The organism is Leisingera sp. SS27, assembly GCF_028368855.1.
Classification (GTDB): domain Bacteria; phylum Pseudomonadota; class Alphaproteobacteria; order Rhodobacterales; family Rhodobacteraceae; genus Leisingera.
This window is the reverse complement of the sequence record NZ_JAQNCY010000017.1, coordinates 55216-70525: the sequence shown is the minus strand read 5'-3', so window position 1 is coordinate 70525 and position 15310 is coordinate 55216. Positions and strand designations below refer to the sequence as shown.

Genomic DNA, 15310 nt, shown 5'->3' with positions numbered 1-15310 from the left:
GGCCTATTTCGCGCCGCGTTCCTTCATCAGCCGGTCGGCCTTTTTGCGCACCAGCACGCTGCGCAGGTCGTGCATTGCCAGCAGCAGCGCATCCGTCACGTCGTCCAGCTGCGTATCCGTAGCACGGCTGTTGGCCCACTGCGCGGTCAGGTTCAAGTGGTCGATGGCACGGTGGATGTCGTCGACATCGCGGGCCGCAAGGGTGGCGGCGCGGGCTTCCATCCAGGATTTGATCTCAGCAAGGTCCTGTTCGCCCAGCTGGCGCTGTCCGTGCGGCTTGATCTCGCCGTTGCGGATGTTCACAACGGCGATCTGGTCCATCTCGATCCGCCGGTTGCGGTTCTCGGTATCGACCCGGAAGACAAAAGCGCCGTTCTCACGGACGCGGAAGTAATACTCCGGCAGATCGGCGCTCATGCTCTTGTCTCCTGTCAGGTCAGCGCGGCGCAGAAGGACTGGATACGGCGGCAGGCCTCCTCCAGAGCTTCGTCGGAGGTCGCGTAGCTGACGCGGAAGTTGGGCGACAGGCCGAAGGCGGCACCGAATACCACGGCGACGTCTGCCTCCTCCAGCAGGGCGGTGGCGAAATCCTCATCCGTTTCAATCACTTTGCCCTCAGGCGTGGTTTTGCCGATCAGCCCTGCGATGGAGGGGTAGACGTAAAACGCGCCCTCCGGCACCGGGCAGGTGATGCCGTCGATTTCAGATAGCATGGAGACCACCAGGTCGCGGCGGCGCACGAATTTTTCGTTGTTGGGCGCAAGGAAGTCCTGGGTGCCGTTCAAGGCCTCCACCGCGGCCCATTGGCTGACAGAGCAGGGGTTTGACGTCGACTGCGACTGCACCTTGCGCATGGCGGCGATCAGCTTCTCCGGGCCTGCGGCATAGCCGATGCGCCAGCCGGTCATCGCATAGGCCTTGGAGACGCCATTGCAGGTCAGGGTGCGGTCATAGAGCGCCGGTTCCACCTGCGCGGGCGTGCAGAACTCGAACCCGTCATAGGCGAGGTGCTCATACATGTCGTCAGTCATCACCCAGACATGCGGGTGGCGCAGCAGAACGTCTGTCAGTTCCTTCAGTTCGGCCTTGCTGTACCCGGCACCGGTGGGGTTGGAGGGGGAGTTGAAAATGAACCACTTGGTTTTTGGTGTGATCGCGGCCTCCAGCTGATCTGCGGTCAGCTTGAAATTGGTCTGCAGCGAAGTTTCGGCAATCACCGGGGTGCCGCCGGCCAGCAGCACCATATCGGGGTAGCTGACCCAGTAGGGCGCGGGGATCACAACTTCATCGCCTTCGTTCAGGGTGGCCATCAGCGCGTTATACAGCGTCTGCTTGCCGCCGGTGCCGACCGAGACCTGCGCAGGCGTGTAGTCGAGGCCATGATCGCGCTTCATCTTGGCACAGACCGCCTGCTTCAGTTCGGGGATGCCATCGGGGGCGGTGTATTTGGTCTTGCCCGCGGCGATGGCAGCGACAGCTGCGTCCTTGATGTTTTGCGGCGTGTCGAAATCCGGCTCACCGGCTGACAGGCCGATTACGTCGCGTCCTGCCGCCTTCAGCTCTGCGGCTTTTGCGGTCATCGCTATGGTCGGCGACGGTTTGACGCGGGATAAGGTCTCAGACAGGAAAGACATTGGCGGTGCCCCGGTTTGTATGTTCTGCGGAACTGTCATAGGTTGCCGCCAAACAGCGATCAAGCTGCATTGGCACTTTGAGTTAGGAGAACTGACAATGACTGAGCAGAACACAGACTGGTACGGCCCGGATGCAGCAACTTTCGGCGATCGCGTTGCCGCGGCGCGCGAAGCGGCCGGGATGACCCAAGGCCAGCTGGCGCGGCGCCTGGGTGTCAAGAAGTCGACCTTGAGCGCATGGGAGCGGGATCTGTCGGAGCCGCGTGCCAACAAGCTGACAATGCTGGCAGGCCTCTTGAACGTTTCGATGTCCTGGCTGCTGACCGGCGAAGGCGAAGGCATGTCCGAACCGGCGCCGCTGGAATTGGAAGCCGGTGATTTTGCCAGCGTTCTGAACGAATTGCGGTCTCTGCGCAGCGAAATGCGTCAGAACGCGGAGCGCGCAGCCCGTCTGGAAAAGAAACTGCGCACCTTGCTGCAGGTCAGCGACGCCCCGGCAGCTGAAACTGTCTGAGGCAGCATGATGCAGGAAGACCGTGCCACCCGCCTGAAACGGCTGCAGATGCGCTCCATGCGCCGGGGTATCAAGGAAATGGATATCCTTTTGACGGCCTATGCGGCCGCCAGCCTGGAGCAGATGGACACGGAGCAGCTGGATCTTTACGACCAGCTGCTGCTGGAAAATGACCAGGATTTGTACCAGTGGGTGACCGGTCAAGCGGAGCCGCAGGAGCGGTTCCGCGCCCTGGTTGCGGACATAGCGCAAACCCATCAAAAATAATAAAATTCCGGCTTAACTGATTTTTCGGGAATTGTTGGCATCTTGTCTCAGAAGCAAATTCGAGTCGGAGATGCGAATGAGTATGGAATTGCCAATAAGCCAGGTGGACCGCAAGGGTTTCATGACTGGCTACCTGGAGGCGCTGGGTCTGCTTGAGCGCCTTCACCGCCTGCTGCTGGACGTCATCAAGGATGAGTTCGAACGCGTCGGCGTGCTGGAAATCAATGCGGTCCAGGCGCTTTTGCTGTTCAACATCGGCGACAATGAGGTCACCGCAGGGGAATTGAAAACCCGCGGTTACTATCAGGGCAGCAACGTCAGCTACAACCTGAAGAAACTGGTCGAAATGGGCTATATGCACCATCAGCGCTGCGAGATTGACCGCCGCTCTGTACGGGTGCGCCTGACCCAGCGCGGCCGCGAGATCCGGGATATCGTTTCGGCGCTGTTTTCCCGCCATGCCGAAGGGTTGGAAGGCAAGAACGTGATCTCCTCCGAAGGTATCGAGGACATTACCGCCTCGCTGAAGCGCATGGAGCGCTACTGGTCCGACCAGATCCGTTACATCTATTAAGGGCCTGCAGGCAAAACATACCAGCAGGCAAGAGGCCGCGCAGCCGGGGAACACTGGCAGGCCGCTGACAGAGCATGAGGGGAAACCGTGCTCTGATTGGATTGAAGGGTAAGGCGCCGGGTCTCGCGCAGACCGCGGCAGAGGCTGCAGAAGCGGCCGCCCTTTCCGCCCGGCAATACCGGGCCACAGTACAGGCGTTTTTTGCACGGACAGCCCTGGGAGGGCTGCGCCGGTTTCTTGGCGTGGGGGTGCTGCCGGGGGCCGGTTGTTCGCGGCGGCTGCAGCCGTTTCCGGCCATGGTTCTATGCCTGCCCAGGTGCTTGCCCTGCATCCCGCGAGAGATACGGAGAGGCCGGTCCTGCCAAGGGACAGACCTGCCAGGGGCCAGGCCGGACGCTGGTCAGACCGGCCCGTGATCAGGCCTACCAGTGGCCGGTGTTCTCCATGCTGGCCCAGGGTTCTGCCGCGGGCAGGGAGGTGCCGTTCTGCAGCAGTTCGATGGAGATATTGTCGGGCGAGCGCACAAAGGCCATATGCCCGTCGCGCGGCGGGCGGTTGATGGTGACGCCGTTGTCCATCAGGTGCTGGCAGGTGGCATAGATGTCATCCACCCCATAGGCGAGATGTCCGAAATGGCGGCTGTCGCTGGGCAGCCCGTCGTCGCCGTCCCAGTTGTATGTCAGCTCGACCGGGGCATCCTCCTGACCGGGAGGCGCCATGAAGACCAGGGTGAAACGGCCCTGCTCATTGTCCCAGCGGCGGGTTTCCTTGAGGCCGAGGAGTTCAAAGAAGGCCATGGATTTCTCCAGATCCTTCACCCGGACCATAGTGTGCAGATAGGTGAGCGGCATATTGGTATTCCCCTGATTGATTTTGCCAGCAGTATTGCCCGCGCCGCGCAGAAGGAAAAGCGGCAAAGAGGGGGCTGTCGTCACGATCCTGTGCTCATTTTGCGGCTTTTGATTTCGGGTGGGCCAGATGTAGTATGTCTCAAGGGGCAGGGCGCAAGGGATTCCCGCTTGGCCCCGCCCGGTCCGGAAGGTAAGACCGGGCCAGCGCCAGAGGGCAGGGAGCAGGCCATGCAACAGTATCACGATCAGCTGCAGTTCATTCTGGATCACGGGGTGCCGTCAGACGACCGCACCGGTACCGGCACGCTGTCCTGTTTCGGGATGCAGGCGCGTTATTCCCTGGCGGACGGCTTCCCGCTGGTGACCACCAAGAAGCTGCATCTGCGCTCCATCATCCATGAGCTTCTGTGGTTTCTGTCCGGCGACACCAACATCCGCTATTTGAAGGAAAACGGTGTGTCGATCTGGGACGAGTGGGCTGATGAGAATGGCAACCTGGGTCCTGTATACGGCCACCAATGGCGCCGGTTCCCCAAGCTGGAGCTGGCAGAGGGCACGTTGGGGGATGAGCCGCTGTACCGTGCGGGCAGCGTCGATCAGATCGCGGATCTGGTGGAGATGATCCGCAAAAGCCCGGACAGCCGCCGCCTGATCGTGTCGGCCTGGAATCCTGCAGATGTCCCGGACATGGCGCTGCCGCCCTGCCACACGCTGTGGCAGGTGCGGGTTGCGGGCGGCAAGATGCACATGCAGCTTTATCAGCGCTCCGCTGATATGTTCCTGGGGGTGCCGTTCAACATCGCGTCTTATTCTCTGCTGCTGGCCATGCTGGCGCATGTGACCGGCTATGAGGCCGGGGATTTCGTGCACACCATGGGTGATGCCCATATCTATTCGAACCATGTGGAGCAGGTGCAGCTGCAGCTGTCGCGCAGCCCCAAGCCACTGCCGCAGTTGCGGATCAAGCGTCAGGTGAACTCGATTTTCGATTTCACCTTCGAGGATTTTGAGATCCTGAACTATGACCCGGATCCGGTGATCAAGGCGCCGGTGGCGGTTTAAGACACAAGGACAACAGGCATGATTACCCTGATCGCTGCGCGGGCGCGCAACGGCGCCATCGGCAAGGACAATGATATCCCCTGGTTCGCTCCCGAGGATCTGAAGGCGTTCCAGCGCGAGACTTTGGGCGGTGCCATCATCATGGGCCGCAACACCTGGGACAGCCTGCCGGTGAAGCCGTTGAAGAACCGGCTCAATCTGGTGGTGTCCTCCAACCCGCAGGCAGCAGAGATCGTGCTGCCGTCGATCGAGGCGGCGGTGCAGGAGGCCTATGCCCAAGGCTACCGGCGCGTTTACGGCATCGGCGGCGAGGGAATCTATCGCGGAATGCTGGGGATGGCGGACCGGCTGCTGGTCACTGAGGTCGATCTGACCATTGAGGATGCAGATGCCTTCTTTCCGGAGTTTCAGGAAGACGGCTGGGCCAAGGCCGGGGAAACGGTGCTGCGCGGCAGCGATCCGGCCTGTGTGATGGTGGAATATCTGCGGAAGGGCTGAGCCCGCCCTCAGTGCCTGCGCCCGGTAAAAGTCCGGGCGCAGCGCAGGCATGAGACCTTACATCGCCTTGATCTCGGCCGCCATTTGCCGGCCGTCCCGGCCCTCGGTCAGCTGATAGCCGACTTTCATATTGTCGGCGAGACCGGTCATGCCCGACCGCTCCACTGCTGAAATGTGCACAAACACATCCTTGCCGCCTTCATCGGGTTCAATAAACCCGTACCCTTTGGTGGTGTTGAACCACTTCACGGTGCCGCTTGGCATTTCCCGTGTCTCCTTCTACTTTGCGCGTCGCCCCGGGATGCCCCGGGGTATCCGGCCCGTTCCCTGATTGCGGGGAACATGGTTAAGCCGAACAACCTAGAGTTTTACACGGGCTGAACGAAAATCAAGAGAAACCGGTGAATTCTACCATAAATTGTGTGAATCCCGGATGGGGAGCATGAAGGCATCATGAAAATCTATGGGCTCAAGAACTGCGACACCTGCCGCAAGGCGTTGAAAGCACTTCCGGATTCGGTTCTGGTCGATATCCGCGCGGATGGCATGCCTGAGGGTTTGCTGGAGACCGCCCACGCGCAATTCGGAGACAAGCTGGTCAACACGCGGTCGACCACGTGGAGGGGCCTGAGCGAGGAAGAGCGCGCCGGCGAGCCGCTGGAGCTGCTGCGGGCGCACCCGGCATTGATGAAGCGGCCGCTGATCGTGCGTGACGGGGAATTATTCCTGGGGTGGGATCAGAACGCGAAGGCGGCCCTTGGCGCGGCCTGAGGCGGCGCATATGTCATTCCCGCAGTGTCTGGGAGAGAATTGATGCGTAATGCAGCCCTTGTTCTGGGGATCATCGCCGGGATTTTCGGCATGGTGGTGGGGTTCTTCGGCTATGGCTACACCGCTGCGGTGGAGCATTTCGGCGAGGTTGAGGGGCTGGCCGAGCAGGTCGAGAACGTCGAGAAGCTGCGGCTGCTGGCGGTGCTGTCGCCTATGCTGGCGATTGCCGGCGGGGCGATGGCGCGGGCGCGGGCCTTGTGGGGCGGTCTTCTGCTGCTGGGGTCGGCGGCAGGGATGTATGCGGGCTTTGGCCTCAACGTCTTTACCATCTTCCCGCTCAGCTTTGCCGCGGTGGGCGGTCTGATGGCGCTGGCGGCGGGTAAGCCGGATGAGCCCAAGGCGCATTTCTGATCCATCTTAAAACCACATGAAAAAGGCGCCGCTGCCGGGCAGGGCGCCTTTTGCGTTTGACAATTGGCGGTGTCAGGCGATGGCCGGTTCCATCCGGTTGCGCAGCAGGGCGTCCACGGAGAGCGCGCCTGCGCCTTTGACCACCAGAACCGCCAGAAGGAAAACCCAGAACAGCCGCTGGTCCAGGATCACCGCGTCGGGGAAGCGGTCAAACAGCGCGCCAAGGGTTTTGTCATCTGTCGCACCGTGGCCGTAGATGTCGGTCAGCGATTGCACGATGACAAAGCCGATCATGCCCAGCGAGGCGAGACGGGTCAACAGGCCGATCACGATCAGCAGCGGCAGGATGAACTCGGCGTAGGTGCCGGCCAGAACCACCAGTGTCTGGAACAGCCCGAACTGGGAGACGTCATAGCCCACCGCCTCCAGCTGTTTCGGGAAGATCTGGCTGTAGGCGCCGATCGAGGGGCTGAACAGGCCGAGAATGCCATCGCCCAGCTTGGTCAGGCCGGAGTTCCAGAAGTAGAGAAGCAGGGTGGAGGCAAAGACAAAGCGTGCGGCCAGAGGCAGCAGCCAGTTGCCGGCCCTTTCCACCTGGCGGAAGACGGCGTCGTGAATGGAGACAAGTGCGTGCATGGATTTACCCTTTGCTGTCCAATCCGGTGATCGCGCCGCCCTGCAACAGCAGGGCCAGCGTGGCACCCAGGTCGAAAGTTTCGTCTGCGGCGGCGGCCTGTTCCAGCGCTTCGCCGATGGTGGCGCCCTGCATCAGGGCGCGGATCCAGATGGCACCGCCGGGCGGCAGAATCTGGGGAATGGGGTCGAATTCCGGGCGGGTGACCAGCACATCCTCGGCCCGGGCCTCGGGCTTGGACGCGCCGTCTTTGGTGTTGAAGCGCCAGATGGCGTGGATGGGCCAAGGTGAACAGATGACCTGCACTGCGGGCGCCAGCGTCAGCCGTGTGTTCATCAACTGATCCGGCGTCAGCGCGCCAAGCGCGTCAGGCGTAATTGGCGCGGCATCGGCAGCGTGGTAGGCGCGGCGCAGGGCCAGCTCCAGTCGGGCCTCATCGCCGAGGTAACCCAGATGCTGGAGCTGCTCCATGCCTTCCAGGAAGGCGGGGAAGTGTTCGCCGTAGAACATCATCAGCGGTGACGAGGGTGGATGCTGGCGCAGGTAGATGCCTGCCAGACCATCCATGTTCTGTTTGCCCAGAAGCTTGGCAATCACCGGAAATGCACTGTGCATGGCCTCTGTCAGGGAGACGGCGACATTGTTTCGGTAGACACTGAAACGGCGCCCGGCGGGCTGGTCCTGATGGTCGATCAGACCGTCCGGCACCGGCTGGCCCGCATCCATCATGGCGCGGGTGAACTCTGTCTGGCTGACGCTCATGCCGGGACGCGCTCCAGCGCGGTTGCGGCGCGGGCGGCCTCTGCCTCCAGCACCGGCCAGTCCGGCACGTCGTTGTCCCATTCGATCAGCACCGGCTTGGGGCCGGATTTTGCCAGCGTGTAATCCAAGAGCGCCCAGACCGGGTCCACCACCTCGCGCCCGTGGCTGTCGATCAGCAAGGGGCGGCCGTGGTCGTCCTCATCCTCGTCGTGGCCGCCAAGGTGGATCTCGCCGACCTTGTCCAGCGGGAAAGCGTCGATGTAGCCCTGCGGCGAGAAGTCGAGGTTGGTGGCGGAGACAAAGACGTTGTTCACGTCCAGCAGCAGCCCGCAGCCGGTGCGGCGGGAGATTTCGGCCAGGAACTCAGGCTCGGACCAGGTGCTCTCGGCGAAGGCGAGGTAGCTGGAGGGGTTTTCCAGCAGCATCCGGCGGCCGATGGTGTCCTGCACTTCGTTGATGTGATCGCAGATCCGCTGCAGGCTGGTGTCCGTGTACGGCAGCGGCAGCAGGTCGTTGTAGAAATGACTGTCGTGGGTGGACCAGGCCAGATGTTCAGAGAAGCTGGCAGGGTTCAGCCAGCCCACCAGATGCTTGAGCCGGGCAAGGTGATCCGTATCCAGAGGACCTTCGCCGCCGATCGACAGGCCGACGCCATGCACCGACATTGCGAATTTTTCAGACAGATGGCGCAGCTGTGCAATTGGACGTCCGCCGTCGCCCATGTAGTTCTCGGCGTGGATTTCCAGCCATTTGACGCTGCCCGGATCGGCGGTGATCTGGGCGAAATGCTGCGGCTTGTATCCGACCCCGGGGGCGGCGGGCAGCCTGTCACGTGCAGCAGAGTCAAGCATGGCGTATCCTGTAGTCCGGGTGCAAAAGGGGCGGGAATTGACACTCCCGCCCCGGAAATCAAGCCGGTCTTATGCCGGCAGGTCGCGCTCCAGCGGCTCCAGCGAGCCCTTGCGCTCAGTGCCGTCTGCCATTGCCGGCAGTTCCATGCCTTCGCAGGTGCCTGCGTCAACCAGAGTCCAGGCGTTGCCCTGGTAGTCGGTGGTCGAGGTGCCTGCGCAGGTGGTGCCGGGGCCGGCGGCGCAGTCGTTCTGGCCTGCCAGCGAAACGCCGTAGCATTTTTCCTTGGTGGCAGCAGCAGCGGGGATGGTCGAAGCTGCGGTCAGAGCGGCGGCAACGGCGCTGGCAACGGCCAGGGATTTTGCGGTGGTCGACATCTCGTGAATTCCTTTCGGTTTAACGTGCGGTGTCGTGTTGACAGGAAAACACTAACCCGAGGTTTTCAGGAATTTAAGTCACGAGGCCGTGTCTCACGTCTGCGTCAGCGTATGTGAGACAGGATTGCAGCGCAAAGAGCTGAAATCGCGGGGTTTTACCGGATTTTGAAACAAAACGGCCCCCGGATGGGGGCCGCTGATGCTGTTTTCGGGACGGAATGTTACAGAAGGTCCGGCGGGGTGGCTTCCACCGCCAGTGCCTTTGTAACATTTTCGAGGCTCTCCACCTTGGTCTGTTTTTCGCCAAGACGGCGGACAGAGACGGTACGCTCCTCCACCTCGCGGTGGCCGACGGCGAGAATGACCGGAACCTTGCCCACGGAATGTTCGCGGACCTTGTAGTTGATCTTCTCGTTGCGGATGTCGGCCTCGGCGCGCACGCCTGCTTTCTTCAGCTCGGCCACGACCTCCTGCACATAGTCATCTGCGTCGGAGGTGATCGAGGCGACCACCACCTGGCGCGGCGCCAGCCAGAACGGCAGCTTGCCGGCGTGTTCCTCGATCAGGATGCCGATGAAACGCTCAAAGGAGCCGAGGGTGGCGCGGTGCAGCATGACCGGGCGGTGCTTGGCACCGTCGGCGCCGATATAGGTGGCGTCCAGGCGTTCCGGCAGCACGAAGTCCACCTGGTGGGTGCCGCACTGCCAGTCGCGGCCGATGGCGTCGGTCAGAACGAATTCCAGCTTGGGCCCGTAAAAGGCGCCTTCGCCCGGGTTCAGTTCCGGCTCGATCCCGGCGGCGCGGGTGGCGGAGAGAAGCGCGGCCTCTGCCTTGTCCCAGACCTCATCGGAACCGGCGCGGGTGTCCGGACGGTCGGAGAATTTGACCGAGAACTTCTCAAAGCCCAGATCCTTGTAGATCTTTGACAGGAAGCCGATGAACTCCGCGGTCTCGGATTCGATCTGATCCTCGGCGCAGAAGATGTGGCCGTCGTCCTGGGTAAAGCCGCGCACCCGCATGATGCCGTGCAGCGCGCCCGAGGGCTCATACCGGTTGCAGGAGCCGAACTCGGCCATACGCAGCGGCAGGTCGCGGTAGGATTTGAGGCCCTGGTTGAAGATCTGCACGTGGCAGGGGCAGTTCATCGGCTTCAGCGCGTTCACCGCCTTTTCGCGGGCGTGCTCCTCGTCCACTTCGACGATGAACATGTTCTCCTGGTATTTGTCCCAGTGGCCCGAGGCCTCCCACAGTTTGCGGTCGACGACCTGCGGGGTGTTCACCTCGACATAGCCGCCCTTGCGCTGCTGGCGGCGCATGTAGTCCTGCAGCTGGGTGTAGACGGTCCAGCCGTTCGAGTGCCAGAAGATCTGGCCCGGTGCCTCTTCCTGCATGTGGAACAGGTCCATTTCGCGGCCCAGTTTGCGGTGGTCGCGCTTGGCGGCCTCTTCCAGCATGTGGAGATGTGCTTTCAGCTTTTCCTTGCCGGTGAAGGCAACGCCGTAAACCCGCTGCAGCATCGCGCGGGAGCTGTCGCCGCGCCAGTAGGCGCCTGCGATGCTCATCAGCTTGAATGCATCACCCGGCAGCTGGCCGGTGTGCTGCAGGTGCGGGCCGCGGCAGAGGTCCTGCCAGTCGCCGTGCCAGTACATCCGCAGCGGCTCATCACCGGGGATGCTCTCGATCAGCTCGACCTTATAGGGCTCATTGTTGTCGGTGTAATGCTGGATCGCGCGGTCGCGTTCCCACACCTCGGTGCGGACCTCATCACGCTTGTTGATGATTTCCTTCATCTTTTTCTCGATGGCGCCAAGGTCTTCGGGGGTGAAGGGCTCTGCGCGGTCGAAGTCGTAGTACCAGCCGTTTTCGATCACCGGGCCGATGGTGACCTTGGTGTCGGGCCAGATTTCCTGCACCGCGCGCGCCATGACGTGTGCCAGGTCGTGGCGGATCAGCTCATTGGCCTGGACCTCATCCTTCATGGTGTGGATGGCGATGGTGGCGTCGCCTTCGATTGGCCACTGCAGGTCCCAGTGCTGATCGTTGACGGTGGCGGAGATGGCCTTCTTGGCCAGCGAGGTCGAGATGCCGGCAGCCACCTGCGCAGGGGTTATACCTGCGTCGTAGGATCGTGCATTGCCATCGGGGAAAGTGAGAGAGATTTGGGCCATAGTCTGGCTGCTCCTCGTCGGTTTGGCGCCCACAGAACGCCCGGTTGCGGGTATGTGTTTGGTCTGCGCGTTTTGCTGCCAATACAAGGGCAAGTCAAGGCGGCATTGCATGTGATTGTAATTGCGCAAGAATTTCCGTTTGTGTGCCTGTGCATGCGATTGTACAAATATGTATACCGCTAAGCGATTGAAAAATAACAAAAAAATTGTTGCCATGAATGGCGATCCGGGGCAGGGTGGCCAAAATCTTAGGCCCAATGGACATACCAGGAGTGTTCCGATGACCCGCCCGAACCCGAACTTTGACCTGACGGTTGAAGATGTGGACCTGATTGAAACCGCACTGTGCCAATCGCAGAAAATCCTGTCGCACCGCCATCTGTCTTATGAGCATGGCGCGCAGATCGAAGGCGGAGCAAACGCGGAGAAGGCAGTGCAGACCGGGGAGGTCCTGAGCCGGATCCAGAACCTGCTGGGCCGCTTGCAGATGCAAAAGGTGCGCGGGACACCTGCCGCCGGACTGTCCTGATCCTCCGCCAGGCAAGCGAGGGGCCAGCCCCTCGCGCTCCCCGGGATATTTTCAGCCAGATGAAGACGATCCCGGTTTATTGGGCTGGTGAGGGCACGCCTTCGCGGATCATCGCGGAGTAGTCGGGACCGACCCCATGCGCCTGTGCGATCGGTGTGATGCTGCCAAGCGCGCGCAGGTCTTCGACGCTGCGGCTCTGGTCAAGCACGCCCTGCTCCCAGGCAAACTCCGGCAGATAGCCATTGGCCAGCACCCGCCAGTCCAGCGGCACCTCGTCCGCAAAGCTGCGGATCAGAGCCATCACCACGGTGGTGCAATTGGTGGTCAGGGAGTTGTACCACTGGGGCCGGGCCGCCAGGCTGTTGGCGGCCTCGACATATTTCAGCAGCAGGTCCCGGCCGGTGTCGGGGCTGACACCGATGCGGAACAGCTGCACATCCTCGCCGCGGGCATTGGTGCGGGTGCCGACCAGATCGCGCTCGTCGGCGGCGATCAGAACCAGGGTGTTGGATTTGAACAGGTCGGCAATGGGAGAGAAACCGCCGCCCAGCTGACGCCGCACTTCGACGGACCAGGCGATGTGGTCGCCGCCCTCAAAGCCGAAGCTGACAATCATATGTGCCATCTGCGGGCCGGCCCAATAGGACATGAAGAGGTCGGTGGATTGCAGCTTTGCCAGATCGTAGCTGCGGGTCTCCCAGGCCTCGGCGAAGTCTTCCGGCGTTTCCCATGCGAAGTTGCGCACGTTTTCGAGGGTGAGGATGTCGCCCTCGACCGTGCCGGTCACCTGGCGGGCCACATCGGGCGACCAGTTGCGGTCCGCGGGCGGGGTGAGGGTTGACCACCACAGGATCACGGCAGCCAGCGCCAGCGCGAAAGTGGTGAGCGCGCGCAAAGCGCGGCGGCGGAACAGTCCGGCGATGACGGCAACACCCAGCAGGCCAAAGCCGCCCGCCAAAACCCCGCGGCCCAATGTCTCAAAAGGCAGCCGGTACCATAAGGCAAGCGCAGCCCAAACTGTTGCCAGGGCCACTGCAAAGATAGCGGCGCCGATGAAAATGCCCTTGATGAGTCTGAACATGCCCCGGGGTCCTTCAAAAAATTTCGCGGACCATAAGGAAGGCGGCGGGGGAGTTGCAAGCAGGCAGTGCAGCCGCTTGCGGGGCGGGCGGAGCCATGCCACATCTTGGGAAAAGCACAGGAGAGCAAAGACATGTCAGCCGCATCTTACCTTGAGACCGCCCAAGGCCGCCGGATTGCCTATCACAAGAGCGAGGGGCAGGGGCCTTGTGTGGTGTTTCTGGGCGGGCTGAAATCGGACATGGAAGGCACCAAGGCGGTGCATCTGGAGGCCTGGGCGAAGGCACGCGGGCAAGCATTTCTGCGGTTTGACTATTCCGGCCATGGCGAGAGCTCCGGCACCTTTGAGGAAGGCTGCATCGGCGACTGGCACGAGGACACGCTGGAGGCGGTGGCGCAGCTGACGGAAGGGGAGATCGTTCCGGTTGGATCGTCGATGGGGGGCTGGCAGGCGCTTTTGCTGGCGCGGGAGATGCCGGAACGGATCAAGGGCCTGGTGACCATCGCGGCAGCGCCGGATTTCACCGAGGACGGCTATTGGGCCAATTTCACGGACGCGCAGAAGTCTGAGCTGGATACCAAGGGCTATGTGGAGCTGCCAAGCGACTATATGGAACCTTACCATATCTCGAAACGGATGATTGAGGACGGGCGCAAGCGGCTGGTTCTGCGCACACCGTTGTTCCTGCCCTTCAAGGTGCGCTGTCTGCAGGGAACGGCGGACACCGCTGTCTCGACAGAGACCGCGCTGCGGCTGATGGATCATGCGACTTGTCCCGACATGCGGCTGAACCTGGTGAAAGATGCGGATCACCGGTTCTCGGACGAGGCCTGTCTGCAGATGATCGAGGATGCGGTACTGGACGTGCTGGGAACCGCTTGATGCGCCGGTTCGGGCGTGCCTTGGGGCAGGGGCTGCTGGCCCTGGCGGTGCCCGTCGCGGCGCTGACGGTCTTTGGCCCTTATGAGGAGGTAGACCTGACCGCCAGTTTCGATGCGCGCAAGTTCGGCGACGGTGTTCAGGTTTACTTCGAAACCGTCGAGAGCCGGTTTGATGACATTACCCCGGATGCGGAAAAGCGCGTGGTCTGGGCCGGGCAGGCAGAGAAGCGGATGCCGGTCTCTGTCCTCTACATTCACGGGTTTTCCGCCACCTCCGAGGAAATCCGCCCGGTGCCGGACCGGGTGGCTGAGGCTCTGGGCGCCAATCTGGTCTTTACCCGGCTGACCGGCCACGGACGCACTGGCATGGCTATGCTGGAAGGAACGCCCAAGGCCTGGATGCAGGACACCGCCGAGGCGCTGGCGGCTGCAACGCACGTCGGGGACCGGGTCGTTGTGATTGCCAATTCCACAGGTGCAACCCTTGCCACAGTGGCAGCGCTGGACGCGGACCTGGCGCAGAACATCGATGCGATGGTGCTGATGTCGCCGAATTACGGGCTGAACTCGGTGTTTGCGCCCCTGCTGACCTGGCCTGCAGCACGTTATTGGCTGCCGCCGCTGGCCGGACGCGAGATAGAACTGCCGGTGCGCAGCGAAGCCTATGAACGGTTCTGGACCACGCGGTATCCGTCTCAGGCGGTGCTGCCGATGGCGGCAATGGTGAATGCGGTCCGGGAGATGGATCTCAGCGATACTGATGTTCCTGTATTGTTCTGGTATTCGGATGGCGATAAGGTGGTGCGGCCGGATATCACTGCTGGGATCGCCGCGGCATGGGGCGGCCCGGCCGAGGTGAAATTGGTGCCGGCGGGGGCTGCGGATGATGCGCACGGCCATATTCTGGCCGGGGACATTGTGTCGCCCAGCCAGACACAGGCAACGGTGGACGGCATTTTGAAGTGGTTGAAAACACAAGGAATTGAGTGATGGAACAAAGGGTAAGCCTGATTACGCTGGGCGTTCCGGATATGGAGAAGGCCGCAGCCTTTTATGAGACCCTGGGCTGGAAACGGGCGGAAAGCCCGGATGGGGTGATCGCCTTTGATCTGATTTCGCAAACGCTGGGCCTCTATCCGCTGGCGGCGCTGGCGGAGGATATCGGCCTGCCGGCAGAGGCGCCGGGAACCGGTGCCATGACGCTGAGCCACAACACCCGCAGCAAGGAAGAAGTCGCGCAGTTGCTGGCGGCGGCAGAGGACGCCGGAGCTGAGGTGCTGAAGCCGGCACAGGATGTGTTCTGGGGCGGTCATCATGGATACTTCCGCAGTCCGGACGGGCATATCTGGGAAATTGCCTTCAACCCGTTTTCGCCCTTGGCAAAGGATGGTGCGTTCCGCTGGAACGGCCATTGAGAGTGGCGCGTTGGCGGCAGTTGCTTTGTAAA

The 15310-nt window shown here is 62.0% G+C and carries 21 protein-coding genes; 11 read left to right on the top strand and 10 right to left on the bottom strand.

The genetic code is table 11. From position 1 onward, the window contains the following. Positions 1-3: 3 nt before the first annotated feature. The gene (locus N6L27_RS22210; RefSeq protein WP_271909609.1) at positions 4-417 is read right to left on the bottom strand and encodes a hypothetical protein; all 414 of its coding nucleotides are present in this window, start codon (positions 415-417) and stop codon (positions 4-6) included. 14 nt (positions 418-431) lie between these two features. Beyond that, positions 432-1634: a pyridoxal phosphate-dependent aminotransferase gene (locus tag N6L27_RS22205; protein WP_271909608.1), complete on the bottom strand. Its 1203-nt coding sequence runs from the start codon at positions 1632-1634 to the stop codon at positions 432-434. Positions 1635-1731: 97 nt separating this feature from the next. Here N6L27_RS22205 and N6L27_RS22200 point away from each other — a divergent pair, with 97 nt between their 5' ends. The 3 genes from N6L27_RS22200 (at position 1732) to N6L27_RS22190 (ending at position 2989) form a co-directional block, all read left to right on the top strand. Next, complete coding sequence (locus tag N6L27_RS22200) at positions 1732-2148, top strand: helix-turn-helix domain-containing protein (protein ID WP_271909607.1); 417 nt, start codon at positions 1732-1734, stop codon at positions 2146-2148. A gap of 9 nt (positions 2149-2157) precedes the next feature. Next, positions 2158-2415: an FAD assembly factor SdhE gene (locus N6L27_RS22195; RefSeq protein ID WP_271909606.1), complete on the top strand. Its 258-nt coding sequence runs from the start codon at positions 2158-2160 to the stop codon at positions 2413-2415. A 76-nt stretch (positions 2416-2491) separates the two neighbouring features. Then, positions 2492-2989 (top strand): MarR family winged helix-turn-helix transcriptional regulator, encoded by a 498-nt coding sequence (locus N6L27_RS22190; protein WP_271909605.1) that lies wholly within the window; start codon positions 2492-2494, stop codon positions 2987-2989. 422 nt (positions 2990-3411) lie between these two features. Here N6L27_RS22190 and N6L27_RS22185 read toward each other — a convergent pair whose 3' ends face one another. Next, the gene (locus N6L27_RS22185) at positions 3412-3840 is read right to left on the bottom strand and encodes a VOC family protein (RefSeq protein WP_271909604.1); all 429 of its coding nucleotides are present in this window, start codon (positions 3838-3840) and stop codon (positions 3412-3414) included. 228 nt (positions 3841-4068) lie between these two features. Here N6L27_RS22185 and N6L27_RS22180 point away from each other — a divergent pair, with 228 nt between their 5' ends. Beyond that, entirely contained in the window at positions 4069-4902 is an 834-nt protein-coding gene (locus tag N6L27_RS22180; protein ID WP_271909603.1) for a thymidylate synthase, read from the top strand. A gap of 18 nt (positions 4903-4920) precedes the next feature. Further along, entirely contained in the window at positions 4921-5400 is a 480-nt protein-coding gene (locus tag N6L27_RS22175) for a dihydrofolate reductase (RefSeq protein ID WP_271909602.1), read from the top strand. A gap of 57 nt (positions 5401-5457) precedes the next feature. On the opposite strand, the gene N6L27_RS22170 is transcribed toward N6L27_RS22175, so the two are convergent. Next, positions 5458-5664, bottom strand: coding sequence for a cold-shock protein (locus N6L27_RS22170; RefSeq protein WP_260015353.1), 207 nt, complete (start codon positions 5662-5664; stop codon positions 5458-5460). 189 nt (positions 5665-5853) lie between these two features. On the opposite strand from N6L27_RS22170, the gene N6L27_RS22165 reads away from it, so the two are divergent. Next, on the top strand, positions 5854-6171 hold the full coding sequence (locus N6L27_RS22165; RefSeq protein ID WP_271909601.1) for an ArsC/Spx/MgsR family protein: 318 nt from the start codon (positions 5854-5856) through the stop codon (positions 6169-6171). A 42-nt stretch (positions 6172-6213) separates the two neighbouring features. Beyond that, on the top strand, positions 6214-6582 hold the full coding sequence (locus N6L27_RS22160) for a hypothetical protein (protein ID WP_271909600.1): 369 nt from the start codon (positions 6214-6216) through the stop codon (positions 6580-6582). Between the two features lie 72 nt (positions 6583-6654). On the opposite strand, the gene N6L27_RS22155 is transcribed toward N6L27_RS22160, so the two are convergent. From N6L27_RS22155 to thrS, 5 genes are all read right to left on the bottom strand, one after another. Next, positions 6655-7218: a DoxX family protein gene (locus tag N6L27_RS22155; RefSeq protein WP_271909599.1), complete on the bottom strand. Its 564-nt coding sequence runs from the start codon at positions 7216-7218 to the stop codon at positions 6655-6657. A 4-nt stretch (positions 7219-7222) separates the two neighbouring features. Continuing rightward, a complete protein-coding gene (locus tag N6L27_RS22150; RefSeq protein WP_271909598.1) occupies positions 7223-7978 on the bottom strand; it encodes an HvfC/BufC N-terminal domain-containing protein in 756 nt (251 codons plus the stop codon). After that, a complete protein-coding gene (gene bufB, locus N6L27_RS22145; protein ID WP_271909597.1) occupies positions 7975-8829 on the bottom strand; it encodes an MNIO family bufferin maturase in 855 nt (284 codons plus the stop codon). Before bufB ends, N6L27_RS22150 begins: the two co-directional genes overlap by 4 nt. Positions 8830-8898: 69 nt before the next feature. Next, the gene (locus tag N6L27_RS22140) at positions 8899-9204 is read right to left on the bottom strand and encodes a BufA1 family periplasmic bufferin-type metallophore (RefSeq protein ID WP_019295611.1); all 306 of its coding nucleotides are present in this window, start codon (positions 9202-9204) and stop codon (positions 8899-8901) included. A 221-nt stretch (positions 9205-9425) separates the two neighbouring features. Continuing rightward, a complete protein-coding gene (gene thrS / locus N6L27_RS22135; protein WP_271909596.1) occupies positions 9426-11372 on the bottom strand; it encodes a threonine--tRNA ligase in 1947 nt (648 codons plus the stop codon). A gap of 280 nt (positions 11373-11652) precedes the next feature. Here thrS and N6L27_RS22130 point away from each other — a divergent pair, with 280 nt between their 5' ends. Further along, complete coding sequence (locus N6L27_RS22130) at positions 11653-11901, top strand: hypothetical protein (protein WP_271909595.1); 249 nt, start codon at positions 11653-11655, stop codon at positions 11899-11901. Between the two features lie 76 nt (positions 11902-11977). Here the strand turns inward: N6L27_RS22130 and N6L27_RS22125 are convergent, their stop codons facing one another. Further along, positions 11978-12982: an Lnb N-terminal periplasmic domain-containing protein gene (locus tag N6L27_RS22125; protein WP_271909594.1), complete on the bottom strand. Its 1005-nt coding sequence runs from the start codon at positions 12980-12982 to the stop codon at positions 11978-11980. Positions 12983-13114: 132 nt separating this feature from the next. Between N6L27_RS22125 and N6L27_RS22120 the strand changes: the two genes are divergently transcribed. Genes N6L27_RS22120 through N6L27_RS22110 form a run of 3 tightly spaced genes read left to right on the top strand, consistent with a single transcriptional unit; the run spans position 13115 to position 15278 of the window. Then, a complete protein-coding gene (locus N6L27_RS22120) occupies positions 13115-13864 on the top strand; it encodes an alpha/beta hydrolase (RefSeq protein ID WP_271909593.1) in 750 nt (249 codons plus the stop codon). Then, entirely contained in the window at positions 13864-14853 is a 990-nt protein-coding gene (locus N6L27_RS22115) for an alpha/beta hydrolase (RefSeq protein ID WP_271909592.1), read from the top strand. Before N6L27_RS22120 ends, N6L27_RS22115 begins: the two co-directional genes overlap by 1 nt. After that, positions 14853-15278 (top strand): VOC family protein, encoded by a 426-nt coding sequence (locus N6L27_RS22110; RefSeq protein ID WP_271909591.1) that lies wholly within the window; start codon positions 14853-14855, stop codon positions 15276-15278. Before N6L27_RS22115 ends, N6L27_RS22110 begins: the two co-directional genes overlap by 1 nt. Positions 15279-15310: the final 32 nt, after the last annotated feature.